Origin of the sequence: Aureimonas phyllosphaerae (genome assembly GCF_900113065.1) — a bacterium.
Taxonomy (GTDB): domain Bacteria; phylum Pseudomonadota; class Alphaproteobacteria; order Rhizobiales; family Rhizobiaceae; genus Aureimonas; species Aureimonas phyllosphaerae.
Genome location: NZ_FOOA01000008.1, coordinates 135,463 through 153,863, shown reverse-complemented (window position 1 = coordinate 153,863; position 18,401 = coordinate 135,463). Strand labels below are relative to the sequence as shown.

General features: G+C 70.6%; 18 protein-coding genes. 11 read left to right on the top strand and 7 right to left on the bottom strand.

Translation table 11 applies throughout. From position 1 onward, the window contains the following. Positions 1–19 precede the first annotated feature (19 nt). The 4 genes from BM175_RS12010 to BM175_RS11995 form a co-directional block, all read right to left on the bottom strand. Positions 20–469, bottom strand: a complete 450-nt coding sequence (locus BM175_RS12010; protein ID WP_090963341.1) for a YbaN family protein — start codon at positions 467–469, stop codon at positions 20–22. 17 nt (positions 470–486) lie between these two features. Next, positions 487–918 carry a helix-turn-helix domain-containing protein gene (locus tag BM175_RS12005; protein WP_090963339.1) on the bottom strand — a complete coding sequence of 144 codons (432 nt, stop codon included), beginning with the start codon at positions 916–918 and terminating at the stop codon, positions 487–489. A gap of 133 nt (positions 919–1,051) precedes the next feature. Beyond that, positions 1,052–1,843, bottom strand: a complete 792-nt coding sequence (locus BM175_RS12000; RefSeq protein WP_090963337.1) for an SDR family NAD(P)-dependent oxidoreductase — start codon at positions 1,841–1,843, stop codon at positions 1,052–1,054. Beyond that, positions 1,840–3,009, bottom strand: coding sequence for a zinc-dependent alcohol dehydrogenase (locus tag BM175_RS11995; RefSeq protein WP_090963335.1), 1,170 nt, complete (start codon positions 3,007–3,009; stop codon positions 1,840–1,842). The genes BM175_RS12000 and BM175_RS11995 overlap by 4 nt, the downstream gene beginning before the upstream one ends. 196 nt (positions 3,010–3,205) lie before the next feature. On the opposite strand from BM175_RS11995, the gene BM175_RS11990 reads away from it, so the two are divergent. From BM175_RS11990 to eutC, 10 genes are all read left to right on the top strand, one after another. After that, a complete protein-coding gene (locus BM175_RS11990; protein WP_090963334.1) occupies positions 3,206–4,348 on the top strand; it encodes a YihY/virulence factor BrkB family protein in 1,143 nt (380 codons plus the stop codon). An 80-nt stretch (positions 4,349–4,428) separates the two neighbouring features. After that, entirely contained in the window at positions 4,429–5,316 is an 888-nt protein-coding gene (locus BM175_RS11985) for an ABC transporter substrate-binding protein (protein WP_090963332.1), read from the top strand. Further along, positions 5,313–7,322: a Fe(3+)-hydroxamate ABC transporter permease FhuB gene (gene fhuB, locus BM175_RS11980; RefSeq protein WP_244545974.1), complete on the top strand. Its 2,010-nt coding sequence runs from the start codon at positions 5,313–5,315 to the stop codon at positions 7,320–7,322. The genes BM175_RS11985 and fhuB overlap by 4 nt, the downstream gene beginning before the upstream one ends. After that, positions 7,319–8,122: an ABC transporter ATP-binding protein gene (locus BM175_RS11975; protein ID WP_090963329.1), complete on the top strand. Its 804-nt coding sequence runs from the start codon at positions 7,319–7,321 to the stop codon at positions 8,120–8,122. The genes fhuB and BM175_RS11975 overlap by 4 nt, the downstream gene beginning before the upstream one ends. Positions 8,123–8,344: 222 nt before the next feature. Then, entirely contained in the window at positions 8,345–9,268 is a 924-nt protein-coding gene (locus BM175_RS11970; RefSeq protein ID WP_139224613.1) for an AraC family transcriptional regulator, read from the top strand. Positions 9,269–9,306: 38 nt separating this feature from the next. Next, positions 9,307–9,843 (top strand): metallophosphoesterase family protein, encoded by a 537-nt coding sequence (locus BM175_RS11965; RefSeq protein WP_090963326.1) that lies wholly within the window; start codon positions 9,307–9,309, stop codon positions 9,841–9,843. A gap of 61 nt (positions 9,844–9,904) precedes the next feature. Then, positions 9,905–10,912, top strand: coding sequence for a zinc-dependent alcohol dehydrogenase family protein (locus BM175_RS11960; protein ID WP_090963325.1), 1,008 nt, complete (start codon positions 9,905–9,907; stop codon positions 10,910–10,912). 131 nt (positions 10,913–11,043) lie between these two features. After that, complete coding sequence (locus BM175_RS11955; protein WP_090963323.1) at positions 11,044–11,892, top strand: formate/nitrite transporter family protein; 849 nt, start codon at positions 11,044–11,046, stop codon at positions 11,890–11,892. Positions 11,893–11,995: 103 nt separating this feature from the next. Continuing rightward, positions 11,996–13,396 (top strand): ethanolamine ammonia-lyase subunit EutB, encoded by a 1,401-nt coding sequence (locus BM175_RS11950; RefSeq protein WP_090963321.1) that lies wholly within the window; start codon positions 11,996–11,998, stop codon positions 13,394–13,396. Further along, positions 13,393–14,160: an ethanolamine ammonia-lyase subunit EutC gene (gene eutC / locus BM175_RS11945; protein WP_090963319.1), complete on the top strand. Its 768-nt coding sequence runs from the start codon at positions 13,393–13,395 to the stop codon at positions 14,158–14,160. Before BM175_RS11950 ends, eutC begins: the two co-directional genes overlap by 4 nt. Before the next feature lie 468 nt (positions 14,161–14,628). Here eutC and BM175_RS11940 read toward each other — a convergent pair whose 3' ends face one another. Continuing rightward, a complete protein-coding gene (locus BM175_RS11940) occupies positions 14,629–15,801 on the bottom strand; it encodes an acetyl-CoA acetyltransferase (protein WP_090963317.1) in 1,173 nt (390 codons plus the stop codon). 208 nt (positions 15,802–16,009) lie between these two features. Between BM175_RS11940 and BM175_RS11935 the strand changes: the two genes are divergently transcribed. Continuing rightward, a complete protein-coding gene (locus BM175_RS11935) occupies positions 16,010–16,249 on the top strand; it encodes a hypothetical protein (protein WP_090963315.1) in 240 nt (79 codons plus the stop codon). Between the two features lie 10 nt (positions 16,250–16,259). Here BM175_RS11935 and choV read toward each other — a convergent pair whose 3' ends face one another. Both choV and choW read right to left on the bottom strand, forming a co-directional pair. Next, entirely contained in the window at positions 16,260–17,456 is a 1,197-nt protein-coding gene (gene choV, locus BM175_RS11930; RefSeq protein WP_090963313.1) for a choline ABC transporter ATP-binding protein, read from the bottom strand. Then, positions 17,453–18,313: a choline ABC transporter permease subunit gene (gene choW / locus BM175_RS11925; protein WP_090963417.1), complete on the bottom strand. Its 861-nt coding sequence runs from the start codon at positions 18,311–18,313 to the stop codon at positions 17,453–17,455. Before choW ends, choV begins: the two co-directional genes overlap by 4 nt. Positions 18,314–18,401: the final 88 nt, after the last annotated feature.

Sequence of the window (18,401 nt, the reverse complement as noted above, 5' to 3'; positions counted from 1 at the left end):
CCGGCTCGGGCCGCCTCGCTCAGCGGGACGGACGGGTGACGAGCCAGGAGCCGACGCAGACGAGGATCGCGGCGACGCCGCCGATGACGGCCGTCGGCGCGCCGGATGCCGCGAGCATGGCGAGGCTTGCGGCCATCGAGGCGCAGGCGAGGATCTTCGCCCGCACCGGGACGGCCCGACGCGTGCGCCAGTCGTGCAGGATGGGACCGAACCGGGGATGGTTTTCGATGCGCGCCGCAAGCTCGGGCGAGCCGCGCGAGGCCGCCCAGGCGGCCAGGAGTAGGAACGGGGTCGCCGGAAGTCCCGGCAGGACGACGCCGGCAATGGCCAGCGCGAGAGCCGTCGATGCCAGGAGGCGGTAGCCGAGGCGCTGAAGGTGTCGTCCTTCGACGACCGGAACCGGTGGATCCGCCGTGCCGGTCGCTCCCGTCGATGGCGACACCGGGTCCGGGTCCGGCCTTTCCTGCATGTCGGCATGCCTGTGCTTCAGGGCGTCGCGTCCGCCTCGCTTCCCAGTCTTGCACGGGATGAGAAGTCGATGTCGAGGACTTCGATCAGGCTTCGAAGGTGGTGGCGCACTTCCGGGCTGCCGATCCGGTCGAGCGCCGCAGCGAGGGTCGGCTCGCCGTCGGCCATCAAGGCCGCGGCATCGCTCTCCCCGTCGAGGCCGCGGAAGAAGTAGCCCGGGTCGACCGACAGGAGCACCGACAGATGGTAGAGCCGGCTGGCGCTCAGCCGGTTCTCGCCGCTCTCGTACTTGCGGATCTGCTGGTAGGTCAGCCCCATGCTGCGCCCCACCTGCCCCAGCGTCATCCGACGCATCTCCCGGGCTGCGCGCAGACGACTTCCGATGCGGGTGTCGATGGGGTCTTTGCTCGGCACGATCAACTCTTCACGCAAGGGGACGAAGTTCGACATTCGCGCCGGACCTCTCCTGGCGCGTATGTCTAGCCGTCGAATCGGGGCTGATTCAACCGGCCAAGATCAATTTGGACACGAAATAAGATGTGGTGCCCATTTCGATATCAGCCAGTGCTTCGGAATGTCGCCCTCACCCTTTCGTTCCGGGCTCCGCGATCTTTCTGTGCTGCTCCGCCAGGAGCCCCGAGGGGGTGATCGCGGCGAGCGTCGTCGCCAGCTTGTTCTTCCAGCCGCTGACGACGTCGCCGCGCCCCGACATCATCGCGTCGAAGCCCGCCTTGGCGACCGCGGCGGCGTCGTCCTTGGGTCCTTGCCCCATCGCTGTGTCCATGAGGCCGGCACGGCGGAAGAACTCGGTGTCGGTCGGTCCTGGCATCAGACAAGACACCGTGACGCCCGTGTCCTTCAGCTCGTTGCGCAGCGCGAAGGCGAAGCTGTCGATGAAGCTCTTCGTGCCGTTGTAGACCGCCTGGAAGGCGCCCGGCATGAAGCCCGCGATCGACCCGGTGAGGAGGATATGCCCGCGCCCGGCCGCACGCATGTCCCGGCCGATCCGGTGGATCACCTCGATCGTCCCGGTGATGTTGGTGTCGACGACACGCCGGGCGGCGTCGAAGTCCTGGTCGAGGAAGGCTTGGCCGAGACCGCGTCCCGCGTTGGCGAGGAGCGCCTCGACCGGGCGGCCGTGGAGCGCCTCGCAGAGGGCGGCGACCCCTTCGCGCGTTGCAAGGTCCACCTCCACCGCGTCGACCCGGGCGCCGAGCGCCCGGAGTTCCTCGGCGGCGTTGCGAATCTGCGGCTCGTCGGCCGCGACCACGAGGTCGAAGCCGTTGCGCGCGCAGAGCCGGGCAAGTTCCAGCCCGATGCCCGTCGAGGCTCCAGTGACCACGGCGAGCGGGCGCCCGTTCGGGAATGCGCTCATGGCTTCAGCACCACCTTGACGCAGCCGTCCTGCTTGTCGCGGAAGGTCTTGTAGAGCTCCGGCCCCTCTTCGAGGCTCGCCCGGTGCGTAATGATGAAGGACGGGTCGATCTGCCCCTCCTCGATCCGCTGGAGCAGGATCGGCAGGTAGCGCTGCACCGGCGTCTGCGCCATGCGGAAGGTGAGGCCGCGGTTGATCGCCGAGCCCATCGGGATCTTGTCGAGGAAGCCGCCGTAGACGCCGACGATCGACACGGTGCCGAAGTTGCGCGTGCAGTGGATCGCCTGCCGAAGGACATGCGGGCGGTCGGTGCCCATGAAGGTCGCCTGCTTCACCCGGTCGATCACCGCATCGAACGAACCCGTGCCGTGGGCTTCCGAGCCGACCGCGTCGATCGAGGCGTCGACGCCGCGCCCGCCCGTCAGCTCCTGGATGCGTTCGAAGATGTCTTCGTCCATGAAGTCGAGGACGATCGCGCCGCTCTCTGCCGCGATGGCCTTGCGCTCCGGCACCGTGTCGATCGCGATGACGCGGCCCGCACCCAGCATGAACGCGCTCTTGATCGCCATCTGGCCGACCGGACCGCAGCCCCAGACCGCGATCGTGTCGCCCTCCTGGATGTTGCAGAAATCGGCCGCCATGTAGCCGGTCGGGAAGATGTCGGACAGGAACAGGACCTGTTCGTCAGTGAGATGCGAAGGCACCTTGATCGGCCCGACATCGGCATAGGGCACGCGCAGGTATTCCGCCTGACCGCCCGCGAAGCCGCCGAGGAGGTGCGAATAGCCGAAGAGGCCGGCGGGCGAATGACCCCAGGCCTTGGCGGCGAGGTCCTTGTTGGGGTTGGAGCGCTCGCAGCCCGAATAGAAGCCGCGCTGGCAGAAGAAGCATTCGCCGCAGGAAATGGTGAAGGGCACGACGACCCGGTCGCCGACCTTGAGCTTGGAGACGCCCGAGCCGGTCTCGACCACCTCGCCCATGGTCTCGTGTCCGAGAATGTCGCCCGACTCCATGCCGGGGATGACGCCGTCGTAGATGTGCAGGTCCGAGCCGCAGATGGCGCAGGCCGTCACCTTGATGACGACGTCGCCGGCGTCCTCGATCGTCGGATCGGGGACGCTTTCGCAGCGGATATCGCTCTTGCCGTGCCAGGTCAGGGCCTTCATCGATCGCCTCCATGACTTTGGGATGTCGGAGGGGAAGGCGATGGCGTCCGCACGCGTTCCGGGTTCCAGGCCCACTGTTCGCTTAGGTGCGTATCGTTAGGCGGCTGGCGGCAGCGCCCGTTTCCCCAGGGATCGGAAGGCGATCCGCGGCGTTTCGGGCGCGGGGATTTGCAGCTGAGACCAGAGGGGACAGGCCATGGAGTTTTCCGCCCGCCGCCGGCGCCGGCACCGTATCGGAACCGGCGAGATCGTCGTCGGCCTCGCCTCGCTCGGGCTGCTCGGCGCGCTCGGGCTTCTGGCGCGCCGCGACGGCGCCGGCGAACGCCAGGACGAGACGGGTGAGGGCTTTCGCTCCGAAGGCGCCGGCCATGCCGACGCGTCGGCGGCCGTCGCGGAGCGCGGACGCGGCCGAGAGGCGCGCCATCCCGGCGAGATCCCGGCACGCGGCTGGATCGACGTCCTCTGGCGCACCGCCCTCGAGTTTTCCGCCGACCGGCTGATGTTGGTCTCGGCGGGCGTCACCTTCTACGTCCTCCTCGCGCTGTTTCCTGCGATCACCGCGATGGTCTCGATCTACGGGCTGTTCACGGACGCCTCGAACTTCGGCGACCAGATGCGCCTCCTGTCCGGGTTCCTACCGGGCGGCGCGATGGACATCATCGGCGAGCAGATGGCGCGTGTCGCCTCCAAGGGCGAGACCAAGCTCGGCCTCGGCCTCGTGTTCGGCCTCGGCCTCGCGCTGTGGAGCGCCAATGCGGGGATGAAGACGCTCTTCGACGCGCTCAACATCGTCTACGAGGAGGAGGAGGCGCGCGGCTTCGTCCGCCTGACGCTGGTCTCCCTGTTCTTCACCCTGTGCGCCATCGTGTTCCTGATCCTGGCGCTCGCCGCCGTCGTGCTCATGCCGATCGCGCTCGAGTTCATCGGCCTCGGCGGCATCGAGCCGTGGCTGCTCGTCCTGCGCTGGCCGCTGCTTCTCGTGGTCGTCGCGGGCGGCCTCTCGATCGTCTACCGATACGGGCCGAGCCGCGAGCGGGCGCGCTGGCGCTGGATCACGCCCGGCGCGGGTCTGGCGGCGGTGCTCTGGGTGATCTTCTCGATCGCCTTCTCCTGGTACGCGCAGAATTTCGGCAGCTACGACGAGACCTATGGGTCGCTCGGCGCGGCGATCGGCTTCATGACCTGGATCTGGGTATCCACCATGGTGGTGCTCGTCGGCGCCGAGCTCGACGCCGAACTCGAGCACCAGACCGCGCGCGATTCCACCACGAGCCCGGCGCGGCCGATGGGCCAGCGCGGCGCCCGCATGGCCGACACGCTGGGAGAGGCGCGCGGCTGAGGCTTCGGCGGCGCGGCCTTGCGCCGGGCGGGGCCGAGCGCTAGGGGAAAGGTGACTGAAGCACTCCACAAAACGGGCCGATGCTGCCGTTCTCCCTTCACCGCCGGGCTTTCCTGTCCGCACTCGTTGCCGCCAGCTGCCTGCCGGGCGTCGCAGCCGAGGCTGCCGCTCCCTTTCCCCGGCGTATTGCCTGCTTCGACTATGCGCTGGCCGAGCTCCTGCTTCTTCTCGGCGTCGAGCCGATTGCGGTGATGTCGGCGGCCGACTGGCCGGTCTGGACCGGCGAGCCGCCGCTTCCCCCCTCGGTCGCCGACCTCGGCGCCTCGCAGGAGCCCAATCTCGAGCGCCTCGTGGCGCTGAAGCCCGACCTTATCCTGTCGACCGACTATACCGCGATGGCCGAGGCCGCCGCGGCGCGCATCGCGCCGGTGGAGCGGCTGACGATCTACGGGGCGGGCACCGACCCCCTGCCGCGCGCCCGCGAGGTGCTCCTCACGCTTGGCCGGCGGCTGGGCCTCGAGGACCGCGCCGCGGCCGCGCTCGCCGCCTTCGACGCGGAACTCGCCGGCCTGTCGCAGCGCCTGCCGGCGAACCCGCCGCCGCTTCTCATGGTCGCCTTCATGGATACGCGCCACGCCCGCGTCTTCGGCCGCGCCAGCCTGTTCGGCAACGCGATCGAAGCGCTGGGGCTCGCCAACGCCTATCCCGGCGAGGTGAACCCGTGGGGCTTTGCCACCGTCGGCGTGGAGGCGCTCGCGCCCTACGGCGACGCGCTTCTCCTATCGGTCGACCCGGCCCCCGCCGACACCTGGCCGACGCTGGAACGCAGCCCGATCTGGACCGAACTGCCCTTCGTGCGCGAAGGCCGCGTCCGGCGGATCGATCCCGTCCTCACCTTCGGCGCCGTTTCGGCGGCGGCGCGCTGCGCCCGCCTCGTCACCGGTGCGCTGGCGGGGGAGGCCGCGTGAGCGCTGGCGCCCTGGCCCGGCCGCGCGGCGGCCTCGTCCTCGCGCTTCTCGCGCTGCCCGCCCTGGCGCTCGCTGCCTATGTCGTGTCCGGCCCCCTTCGCGCCGCGCTCGAAGCGCCGTCGGGCGGGACCTACGACATCGAGCGCATGGTGCTGCTGCACGCCACCCTGCCGCGGCTCGCGATGGCGGTCCTGTGCGGGGGCGCGCTCGCGGCCTCCGGCGCGTTCCTGCAGCAGGCCCTGCGCAATCCTCTGGCCTCGCCGACGACGCTCGGCGTCGAGGCCGGCGGACGACTGGCGCTCGCCGTCGCGACGCTCATGGCCCCCGCCCTCTTCGGCTGGGGCCGCGATCTCGTGACGCTCGCCGGCTGCGGACTGTCGACGCTCCTCGTCTTCGCGCTGGTGCGCCGCCGCCACTTCGCCGCGGTCTCGCTGATCCTCGCAGGCCTCGTGGTCGGCCTTTATGCCGGCGCCCTCTCGGCGCTCCTGACGCTGCTCAACGACCGCTACCTCGCCAGCCTCTTCATCTGGGGTTCGGGCTCGCTGTCGCAGCAGAGCTGGGACCCGTTCCTGTCGCTTCTCCTGCGCCTCGCGCTCCTCGTGCCGCCCGCCCTCCTCCTCGTGCGTCCGTTGGCGCTCCTCGATCTCGACGACGCCAACGCGCGCGCGCGCGGCCTCGATCCGGCGCGCCTGCGCGCGATGGCCGTGTTCCTATCGGTCGCGATCTCGGCCTTTACGGTCAGCGCCGTCGGCGTGATCGGCTTCGTCGGCCTCGTCGCGCCGCTTCTCGCGCGCCTGTCCGGCGCCCGCTCCTTCGCCGCGCGGCTGGCGCTGTCGACGGGGCTCGGTGCGGCGATCCTGCTTCTGACCGACGCCGCGCTGCAGGCCGTGCCGGGGCCGGTCGGCACCTTCCTGCCGACCGGCGCGGTCACCGCGATCGTCGGCGCGCCGCTTCTGCTTCTACTCCTGCCGCGGCTCGCCACTGCCGATCGTGCGCCGATTCCGGCCGACGGCGCCATCCGGCAGGCGGCGGGTGGGCCGATGCGCCCGCGCGCACGGCTCACTGCCGTCGCCTGCGGGCTCCTCGCGTTCGGCCTCCTTGCCCTCTTCGTCGGCCCCGATCCGGTGACGGGCGCCTGGGGCCTGCTCCCGCCGGCCCTCTTCTCCGACATCCTGCCGCTGCGCTGGCCGCGCATGCTGGGCGCGGGCGCGGCGGGCGCGATGCTCGGCACCGCCGGCCTCGTGCTCCAGCGCCTGACCGGCAACGAGATGGCGAGCCCCGAGGTGCTCGGCGTCAGCGCGGGCGCCGCCTTCGCGGCCGCGATGGTGCTGTTCCTCATGCCGACGCCGGGGACGGCGGCGATGGGCGCGGCGGCGGTCGCCGGCAGCCTCGCCGTTCTGATGGCGGTCCTTGCCTTCGGACGGCGCTCCGGCTTTCAGCCCGAGCGCGTGCTCCTCGCCGGCATCGCGCTCAACGCGCTGCTCGACGCCGTGGTCGGCCTCCTGTCGGCGGGCGGCGATCCGCGAGCGCTGATGCTGCTGGGCTGGATGGCCGGCTCGACCGGCGGGCTCACCCCCGAGGCCGCCATCGCGGCGGGCGTGGGTGCGGCGGTCCTCGTGTCGCTCGCCGCCCTGGCCGCACGCCCGCTGGCCCTCCTGCCGCTCGGGGCCCCGGTGTCGCGCGCGCTCGGCCTGCCGCTTGCCCGCACGCGCCTCGCGCTCTTTGCGCTGGCCGCGGTCCTCACCGCCGCGGCGACGCCAATCGCCGGCCCGCTGACCTTCGTCGGCCTGATGGCCCCGCATCTCGCACGGCTCGTCGGCGTCCACCGTCCGCTGCCCGCGCTCGGCGTCAGCGCCCTGTCGGGAGCGGCGATCCTCGTGGTCGCGGACTGGCTCGGCCGCAGCCTCGCCTTTCCCTGGACCCTGCCGACCGGCATCGTCGCGGCCCTTGTCGGCGCACCGTGCCTGATGCTGCTTCTCGCCCGCCGGAGAACCGCCGCGCCATGAACGATCGTTCCGACAGCCCCCGCTCCGGTTCGGGTTACGCCCTTCAGGGCGCGTCGTTCGCGGTGTCCGGCCGGACCCTGCTGCATCCCCTCGACCTCGAACTCGCACCTGGCCGCGTCGTCGGGCTCGTCGGCCATAACGGATCGGGCAAGTCGACGCTCCTGAAGCTTCTCGCCCGCCAGGAGCGACCGACGGGGGGTCGCGTCCGCTTCGGCGATCGCGATCTGGCCGCATGGGGCGAGCGCGATTTCGCCCGTCACGTCGCCTATCTGCCGCAGACGACGCCGCCGGCGCCCGGCCTCACCGTGCGCGAACTCGCAGCCCTCGGCCGCTACCCTTGGCACGGACCCTTCGGCCGCTTCACCGACAACGACCGCGCCCATGTCGAGACCGCGCTCGAGGCCACCGGGATGCTGGCCCTGGCCGAGCGCGCGGTGGACGCCTTGTCCGGCGGCGAGCGCCAGCGCGCCTGGCTCGCCATGCTGGTCGCGCAGGACGCCGGCTGCCTGCTTCTCGACGAGCCGATCTCGGCGCTCGACGTCGCCCACCAGATCGAGGTCCTCGGCCTCGTGCGGTCCTTGAGCCGGTCGCACGGCGTCGGCGTCGTGGTGGTCCTCCACGACATCAACATGGCCGCCCGCTTCTGCGACGAGATCCTGGCGCTGAAGGCGGGGCGGCTCGTCGCGCGCGGCCGCCCGCAGGAGGTCGTCACCGCGCCGGCGCTGGAGGCGATCTACGGCCTGGCGATGGCGATCCTCGACCATCCGGGCCAGACCGCGCCGGTCGCCATCCCGCTGTAACCCGAGGCGAAAAATTCCTGCAACTTTGACAGGTAGCCTTAATGCCGCCATCAACCGGAGCGTGGTATGCAACCGTAGAGCCTTTCCCCAGACGCCCCACGACTGGACGCATCGGGACGAAGGCCGAAGAGGGCGTCGGGGCACGTGCAGGACAGGTCGGAGCGAAGCGACGGCGGGAGGGATGATATCGCCACGCGCGATGCTGGGTCGCCCGGTGCCGACGTGTGGCTCGATCATCATGTCCGCGGTTTCGAGGCGCTCGAGCATCTGAACGATCAGGCGCGCATGCCGATGCATTTCCGGCCGACCGGCCGCGAGGCGCCGCAGGTCGATATCGGCGGGATCCGCTCGCCGCGCCTCGCGATCTGGTCGGTGCAGTCCTCCACCGGCTTCGAGAGCGCGCCCTCGGAAGGCCTCGATCTCTATTCGATCCGCATCCCCTTGCGCGGCGGCGTCGTGCGTCGCACCGCCAGTCGCGAGTTCGAGACGGTGGTCGGCACTGCGACGATCCTTCCGGCGAACGAGATCGTCGCCACGCGCTTCCAGCCGGGCTCCGACATCCTCAACTGCTCAGTCGGAGGATCGGATCTGCGCGCGCGCTTCGAACAGCTCGAAGGGGAGCGCCCGTCCGCCCTCCGGCTCCAGCCATCGACCAATCTGGAAGGCCCTCGCCTCCAGGCGCTGGTGCACACGATCCGCCAGATCGGCGACCACCTGGGAACGCCGGCCGCCACGCTGACCGGCCCGCTCCTGATGGATCTTCTCCTGAACCAGATCCTGACCTCCTGGCCGCGCGGGCAGGCCCAGCCCGCGGACGGCTCGCTGCGGGCGGCGGACAAGGCGGTGGACTTCATCGAGGCGCACCTCGCCGAGCCCATGACGATCGGCAGCGTCGCGGCGGCCGCCGGCGTCAGCCTGCGCACCCTGCAGTCGGCCTTTCGGATGCGCACCGGAAAGACGCCGCTCGGCTACATCCTCGACCGACGGCTGGAGAACGCCCATCTCGAACTCCTGGCGAACGAAGGGCGCCTGCCGGTCTCGCAGATCGCCTATCGCTGGGGTTTTCTTCACATGGGAGAGTTCGCGCGCCGCTACCGCGAACGCTACGGCGCGCCCCCTTCGCGCACCGGCCGGCGCAGCGCCTGACACGCGCCGCCCGGGCGCCGCCGCCCTAGATCGCGTCGATGATCTTCTTCACGGCCGATACCCATTTCAACGACCCGCGCGTCTTGCGCATCGACCGCCGGCCGTTTCCCGATCTCGCCGCCCACGACGCCGCGCTGATCGCCGCCTGGAACGCGGTCGTCGGGCCGCACGACGAGGTCTGGCACCTCGGCGACTTCGCGCGAGGTCCGAGCGAGTTGAAGGACGCGCTCCTCGACCGGCTGAACGGCGTGAAGCACCTTGTGACCGGCAACAACGACGATGCCGCGACGCGCTACAATCCGCGCTGGCAAAGCGTCCAGGCCTATGCCGAACTCACCGTCGAGGGCCGGCCGCTCGTCCTCTGCCACTATGCGTTCCGCACCTGGAACGGGATGGGCAAGGGCGCGATCGACCTCCACGGCCATTCCCACGCCCGGTTGAAGCCGATCCCGCGCCAGTACGACGTCGGCGTCGACGCCTTTCCCTTCCGCCCCGTCGCACTGGAGGAGATCCTCGTCTCGCGCCGGCGCGGCCGCGCGGCCCCTCGAGACGCCTCCCCCTCGCCGGCGTCCTGACGGTTCATATGTAGGCCGAACGGTCCGTTGGAGGCCGGCAGGGCGACGTGGAGATGTGACGATGAAGGCGATGGCGTTGAGGGCACCCGGCGGGCTGGATCGGATCGTGGCCGAGGACCGTCCCGATCCCGGCCGGCCCGGACCCGGCGAGATTCGCGTCGCCCTGCATGGCGGTTCGCTGAACTATCACGACCTGTCGGTCGCCACCGGAAAGATGAAGGCGGACGACGGCCGCATCCTTCTGGCCGACGGCGCGGGCGTCGTGGAGAGCGTCGGCGAGGGCGTGTCGGACTTTGCGCCGGGCGATCTCGTCGTCTCCTGCTTCTTTCCGGACTGGCAGGACGGAGCGCCGACGGCCGGCGACTTCGCCCGCACGCCGGGCGACGGTATCGACGGGTTCGCCCGGGACGTCGCGGTCCTGCCGGCGACGGCCTTCACCAAGGCGCCGAAGGGCTACGACGCGGTCGAGGCCGCGACCATCACCACCGCCGGTCTGACGGCGTGGCGTGCGCTGGTCGGCGACGGCGGGCTGAAGGCGGGCGACACGGTGCTCCTTCTCGGCACCGGCGGCGTCTCGATCTGGGCGCTGCAGATCGCCCGGATGTTCGGGGCCCGGGTCGCGATCACCTCATCCTCGGACGAGAAGCTGGAGCGCGCCCGCCAGCTCGGCGCCGAGTTCACCCTGAACTACCGCTCCGAACCCGAATGGGGCCGCCGCATCCGCGAGTGGACCGGCGGCGCGGGCGTCGACCACGTGGTCGAGGTCGGCGGCCCCGGCACCCTCGCGCAGTCGATCGAAGCGGTGCGGATCGGCGGCCATATCTCGCTGATCGGCGTCCTCACCGGCTTTTCCGGCGAGGTGCCGACCGGCACCTTCATGACCAAGCAGGCGCGGCTGCAGGGCCTTATCGTCGGCAGCCGCCGCCAGCAGCAGGACTTCGTGCGTGCGCTGGAGGCGAACGGCGTGCGCCCGGTCGTCGACCGCCGCTTTCCCCTCGCCGATCTCGCCGAGGCCTTCCGCCACGAGGAGGGCGCCAGCCATTTCGGCAAGATCGGCATCGAGTGGTAGCCAAGAACCTTTGAGGAGACGGTGCGCGGCCTTGCGGCGCGCACCTTTCCCGGCGGCCTCCGGCATCCATTTCCCGCCTGACGAACGGGCGCGCGCGTCTCGTCCCGCCAGCGCAAGGATGGAGCGCACCCATGTCCGACGAGAAGTCCGCCACCACGATCGACGACGCGTCGCCGCCCGAGACGGCCAAGAACGCCCTCGCCTATCTCGCCGCCAAGGTGAAGAAGCCGACCGGCGACGTGTTTCTCCTCGGCGCGCTGGCCGGCGCCTTCATCGCCTTCGGCGCGATCCTTTATCTCGTCACCGCGGCCGGCGAGGGCTTTTCCGGACCGCAGCATCTCCTGTCCGGTCTCGGCTTCTCCGTCGGGCTCGTCCTCGTGACGGTGGCCGGCGCCGAGCTCTTCACCGGCGACACGATGCTGGTGATCCAGCGCGTGCGCGACCGGCTCGACCGCGGCACGATGTGGCGCTTCTGGGGTGTGGTCTATGCCGGCAACCTCGCCGGCGCGCTTCTGGTCGCGATCCTCTTCGTGATCGCCGGGGGCCATATGGCGGGCGACGGCGCGGTCGGCCTCGCGGCGCTGGAAACCGCGGCGGGCAAGGTCGAGAAGGGCATCCTCCAGCTCGTCGCCAGCGGCATCCTCGCCAACATGCTCGTCTGCCTCGCGGTCTGGATGGCGCAGGCCGCCCGCACCGTGCCCGGCAAAATCCTCGCGATCGTCGGCCCCGTCACCGCCTTCGTGGCCGCCGGCTTCGAACATTCCGTCGCCAACATGTCGATCATTCCGATCGCGCTGTTTGTGAAGGGATTTGCGGGGTCGGACTTCTGGGCCGGCGCCGGCACAGACCCGTCGGCCTTCGCAGCGCTCGGGATCTTCGGGTTTCTGAAAAACCTCCTGTTCGCGACGATCGGCAACATCCTCGGCGGCGGCTCGGTCGGCCTCGCCTACTGGTACGCCTACCTGCGAAAGGTCGGCTGAACGGCAGCCGCGGTCTTGTAGCGCGGGGCACGCCACGCCTACCATCCCCAAACGGGAGCCGCCGGTCGCTCCCCGCAGATCGCCGCCAACGGGGAGCCGACCCATGCCCTTCTCGCATACGGTGGAAGGCACCGTCTTCCGGTTCGAAACGCTGGCCGACCTTCTCGCCAAGGCGACGCCCCAGCGCTCGGGCGACGCGCTCGCCGGGATCGCGGCGTCCGGCCCTGTCGAGCGCCTCGCCGCGCAGATGGCGCTCGCCGACACGCCGCTGAAGACCTTCCGCGCCGAGCCGCTGCTGGCGGATCGGGGCGACGAGGTCACCGACCTCATCGACCGGCAGTTCGACGAGGCGGCCTTCGCGCCCGTCGCCTCGCTCACCGTCGGCGCCTTCCGCGACTGGCTGCTCGCCGCCGACGGCGAGGCGATCGCAGCGCTTTCCTGGGGTCTGACGCCGGAGATGACGGCGGCGGTATCTAAGATCTGCCGCCTGCAGGATCTCGTGGCGATCGCCGCCCGGCGCCGCGTCGTCACCCGCTTCCGCTCGACCATCGGGCTCGAGGGTCGCCTGTCGACGCGCAACCAGCCGAACCATCCGACGGACGATTCCCTCGGCATCCTCGCCTCCGCGCTGGACGGGCTCCTGATGGGCTCGGGCGACGCGGTGATCGGCGTCAATCCGGCGACCGACACGGTCGAGGACTACCGGCGCGTCGTCTCGCTCTTGGAGGAGCTGCGCACCCGCCTCGGCGTGCCGACGCAAGCTTGCTGCCTCGGCCACGTCACCGTCGCGATCGAGGCGATGGCCAAGGGTGCGCCGGTCGACCTCGTGTTCCAGTCGGTCGCCGGCTCGCAGAAGGCCAATGCCGGCTTCGGCATCGATCTCGCCGTGCTGCGCGAAGCGGCGGATGCGGGACGCGCGCTCGGCCGCTGCCCGGCGGGCGGCCAGTTTATGTATTTCGAGACGGGGCAGGGTTCGGCGCTCTCGGCCGACGCCCATTTCGGCATCGACCAGCAGACGATGGAGGCGCGGGCCTATGCCGTGGCGCGCGAGTTCGATCCGCTCCTCGTCAACACGGTGGTCGGCTTCATCGGGCCCGAATACCTCTTCAACGGCCGCGAGATCATCCGCGCCGGGCTCGAGGACCACTTCTGCGGCAAGCTCCTCGGCCTGCCGATGGGTGTCGACGTCTGCTACACCAACCATGCCGATGCCGACGGCGACGACATGGACGCGCTCCTGACGCTGCTGGTCGCGGCCGGCGTCAACTTCGTGATCACCGTGCCCGGCGCCGACGACATCATGCTGAACTACCAGTCGCTGTCGCATCACGACGCGGCGTTCGCGCGCCAGACGCTCCAGCGTCCGCCGGCACCCGAGTTCGAGCGCTGGCTCGCCGAGACCGGCATCCTCGACGATCGCGGTCGGCTCGGCGCCTCGCGCGCGCTCCTCGACGATCTTGGGAACCGCCTGCCGCTTCTCTCCGGCTGGGGAGCGGCGGCATGAGCGGCGAGGATCGGCCGGCTCCCCAGGGCCCGCGCGCGCTCGACCTTCGCCGGCTTACCGGTGCGCGCGTGGCTCTCGGCGAGGTGGGCGGCGGCGTGCCGACCAACGCCCACCAGCGCTTCCTCCTCGATCACGCGCGGGCGCGCGAGGCAGTGTGGACGGAAGTCGACTGGCCGCGCGTGCGCGAGGCGGTCCTCGGCGGCGGGCTGGCAGCGCTCGACGTCGAAAGCCTCGTCGGGGACCGGGCGGAGTATCTGCGCCGACCCGATCTCGGACGCCGCCTGTCGGACGCCTCGCGCGAAACTCTCAGCAGCGAGGCGCAGGGCGCCGACCTCGCGCTGGTGATCGCGGACGGGTTGTCGGCGACGGCGGTGACGCTGAACGCCGCGCCGCTCGCGCTGCGCATCGCCGCGCTCGCGGCCGGGCGCGGCTGGCGGCTGGCCCCCGTGGTTCTGGCGCGCCAGGCGCGCGTCGCGCTCGGCGACGAGGTCGGCGCAGCGCTCGGCGCCCGCATCGTGGTGCTCCTGGTCGGCGAGCGGCCGGGGCTCTCGGCCGCCGACAGCCTCGGCGCCTACATCACACACGCGCCCGTACCCGGCACCCCGGACTCGCGGCGCAACTGCATCTCCAACATCCGCGAGGGCGGCCTGCCCGTGGAGACAGCCGCCCGGCAGGTCGAGGACCTCGTCTCGCGCATGCTGGCGCAGGGCCGGAGCGGCGTGGAGCTGCGGCGCGACGCGTCGCCTCTCCTGCCGGGCGGGTGAGAAACCGGCCGGGCTGGCCGCGTGCCGAGTTGGAAGATGTCCTTCGCCGTGCGAAGATGGCGCGCTGCGGAAGGGCAACCTGACGGGCGCAGCCAAGCCCAACCGGGAGCCGTCACCGGCTTCCGGTTGGGTGGTTGGCTTTGGGTCGAATCGGTTGCCGGAAGCGGGGGAAGATAGCTGGACGCCCGATGAAGGGCGCCCAGCCATAGGCACCTGCTCGCGAAGGGACGGGAGCAAGCAGGCGCTTCTCGTGAAGACACGTTCGATTTACGCCCACCCACATGAACGGCAGATGAACCGGTTCGACGGACTTCGAACCATCAGCCGCTGACGAGCCGACGCGTCGAGGACGGCGGCACGGACAAAATAGCCCCGGCCGGCTCCAAGCCGCGAGACAGCGGCTTGGCGGTGCGGGGGAGGCCCGATCGCCTCACCCTCGCCGTTCGATCTGCCGCCAAGGATCGTTCGTCAGCGCACCCGCTCGAGGATCGAGACGTAGCTCGCGACCGCCGCCCCGCCCATGTTGAAGATGCCGGCGCGGGCGGCGTTCGCGACCTGCATATCGCCCGCCTCGCCGCAAAGCTGCATGGCCGCCATCACATGCATCGAGACGCCCGTCGCGCCGATCGGGTGCCCCTTGGACTTGAGGCCCCCGGACGGGTTCACCGGCAGACGCCCGCCCTTGCTCGTGGTTCCCTCGCGCACCACGCGCCAGCCCTCGCCGGGCCCCGCGAGCCCCATCGCCTCGTATTCGATCAGCTCGGCGATGGTGAAGCAGTCGTGCGTCTCGACGAAGTCGAGGTCATCCAGCGACAGGCCGGAGGCGTCGAGTGCCTGCGCCCAGGCGCGTCGTGGCCCGTCGAACGTCGTCGGATCGCGGCGCGACATGGCGAGGATGTCGTTGGTGTGGACGCGGGCGCGAAATCCCACCGCCCGCTGCAGATCGGCGGCGACGTCGGGATGGGCGATGACCAGCGCCGCCGCGCCGTCCGAGATCAGCGAGCAGTCGGTGCGCCGCAGCGGGGCCGCGACATAGGGGTTCTTGTCCGACACCGTGTTGCAGAACTCGACCGAGACGTCCTTCCGCATATGCGCATAGGGGTTGAGGAGCCCGTTGGCGTGGTTCTTGGCCGCGATCATCGCAAGCTCCTCCGACCGGTCGCCGTAGCGCTGGAAATAGCCCTGCGCGATGCGCCCGAAGAGACCGGCAAAGCCGCCCTCGACACCGGCTTCCTCCTCGCGGAACGAGGCAGAGAGGAGAATGTCGCCGGCCCGCCCGGTCGGCACCGCCGTCATCTTCTCGGCACCGACGACGAGCGCGATGCGGCCGCGGCCGGCGGCGATGAAGTCCATCGCGGCATAGAGGGCCGCCGAGCCCGTGGCGCAGGCGTTCTCGGTGCGCATGGCGGGCGTGCGCGACAGCGCCTCGGTGCCCATGCCGACGAGCGCGGCCTGAAAATCCTGCGACGAGAAGCCGTTGTTGAAGACACCGACGAACAGGGCGTCTACGTCCTCCGGCTGCAATCCGGCATGGGTCAGCGCCGGCAAGGCGACCTCGGCCATGAGGTCGCGCGTGTCGCGGGCGTCGTCGCGCTTGCCGAACTGCGAATGGGCCCAGCCGACGATCTGCGGCTCGATCATGATGCGGTCTCCTCCCGTGCCGGCGGGCGAAGCCGCCCGCTGGTCCGGGGAAGCTTACCCCCGATCGGGGCCGGCACCAGCGGGAAAACGCCGCGACCGCCGCCAACCTCGCAGTCCGGCCGCAGCGAAAAATCATCCGGGCGAACCCGCCCCATGCGAACGTTTCGCGCGCCAGCGTCTTTACCGGTCGACCAGACGGGAGACAGCGATGGACATTTCGGACGACGAACGCGAGTTCCTGCGCGGCATGCGCGCCCTGACGATCGACGACGACGGGCACGAGGTCTTCGTCGGCCTCGACGCCGCCGAGAGCGAAGAGTTCTGGGCGCTTACCCGGCGCAACGAATCGGGCGAGGACATGAACGCCGTGCCGCGCTTCAAGGAGCTGCGCGACCGGCACGAGGCGGCGCGCCAGGAGATCGTCGAGGGCCGCGCCAGCCTCGACTGACCGGAGCCGGTCAGGCCGGGGCGGCGCGCTGCAGGAGACCGCGATAGATCTCGTCGTCGCCGCATAGGCCCGCCAGCCGCCCCAGCTCGTCGACGAGGAGGATCGGGTGGTTGGTCTGGCGCTTCAGCGCGATCGCGGCCCGCAGCTTGAGGTCGGCCGGCGCCACGATCACGTCGCAGGGGCGGTCGACCCGGCCCTCCAGCGCGTCGGCGTGGCCGAGCGTGCCGGCGCCCGCGCCGATCCGCACGCCCGCCGGCCGGTCGGCGGCGTCGAGCTCGAGGCGGATCGCGCCGTCCCGGTCGAGCAGCACCGTGTCGCCATCGCGCCGCAGCGTGCCGGCCGGGCGCATCAGCGCCGAGCCGCGCAGGACGTTGAGCGGGTTCATGTGCTGCACGAATTCGGCGACGTAGGGCGTCGCAGGCGACAGGAGGATGTCCTCCGCGCTGCCCTGCTGCACGATGCGCGCGTCCTGCATGATGGCGATGCGGTTGCCGAGCTTCATCGCCTCGTCGAGATCGTGGCTGACGAAGAGGATCGTCTTGCGGATCCGCTTCTGCAGCTCGAGGAGCTCGTCCTGCAGCTTGGTGCGGATCAGCGGGTCGAGCGCCGAGAAGGGCTCGTCCATCAGGAGGATGTCGGCGTCGGTCGCGAACGCCCGCGCAAGACCCACGCGCTGCTGCATGCCGCCCGACAGCTCGTGCGCATACTTGTCGGCCCACTGCGTGAGGCCGACCATGGCGAGCTTCTCGTCCACGATGCGCCGGCGGTCAGTGGCGGGCATGCCCTGAAGCTCCAGCCCGAGGCCGGCATTCTCGCGCACCGTGCGCCAGGGCAGGAGCGCGAACTGCTGGAACACCATGGAAACCGTGTGCGTGCGCAGGTCCCGCAACGTCGCCTCGTCGCAGGTCCCGACATCGACCGGCCGGCCGCGATGGCTGACGATCGTGCGTCCGCGCGACATGGTGTTGAGGCGGTTGACGGCGCGCAGGATCGTCGACTTGCCGGAGCCCGACAGGCCCATCAGGACGCAGATTTCGCCCGGCTGGATCGTCAGGTTCACGCCGGCCGCGCCAAGCACGGCGCCGGTCGCCTTCAGGATTTCGTCGCGTGTCGCGCCCTTGTCGAGCATGGTGATGGCCTGTCCGCCCCGATCGCCGAAGACGATGTCGACGTCGCGGAACTCGATCGTGGGAAGCGTGTCGCTCATGCCCGTGCTCCCCTGGCGGCGCGGCGCGCCGGCGCCTTGCAGATGCGGTCGAGAAGGATCGCGAGGATGACGATGCAGAGCCCCGCCTCGAAGCCCATGGCGATGTTGACCGTGTTGAGGGCGCGCACCACCGGCTTGCCGAGACCGTCGGCGCCGACGAGCGCGGCGATCACCACCATCGACAGGCTCAGCATGATGCACTGGGTGATGCCGGCCATGATGGTGGGCAGCGCGTAGGGCAGCTCGACCTTGAACAGGAGCTGACGCTTGGTGGCCCCGAAGGCGCTCGCCGCCTCGCGCAAGGCGCCCGGCACGGTGGTGAAGCCGAGATGCGTCAGGCGGATGGGCGCGGGGATCGCGAAGATCACGGTCGAGATGAGGCCCGGCACCACGCCGAGGCCGAACAGCACCAGCGTCGGGATGAGGTAGACGAAGGTCGGGATCGTCTGCATCAGGTCCAGAAGCGGGCGCATTGCCTGATAGAGCCAGGGCCGGTGCGCCGCCGCGATGCCGATCGGCACCCCGACGATGACGCAGACGAGCGTCGCGCAGAACACGAGCGACAGCGTCTGAATCATCTCGGCCCAATAGCCGAGGTTGACGATCAGAAGCAGCGAGAGGACGGCGAAGGCGGCGAGCGCAAGCGACCGGTGCAGGACATAGGCGCCCACCGCGACCAACGCGATGAACAGAAGCGGCGGGATCGCCTCAAGCCCGGCGGTCAGCCCGCCGATCAGGAACTCGAGGCTGACCGAGATCGCGTCGAACACCCCTTGCGCATTGGTGGTGAGCGCGTCGACGAAGGCGCGCAGCCAGGCCCCGAGCGGTATCTTGTGGTCGACGAGCCATTGCGTCATGCGGCCTCGAAGTTCGCGCGAGAAGGATGGGACGAGAGGCGGGAGGCGGGCGATCGACCCGCCGCCCGTGTCTTTCAAGGGTTCGGCG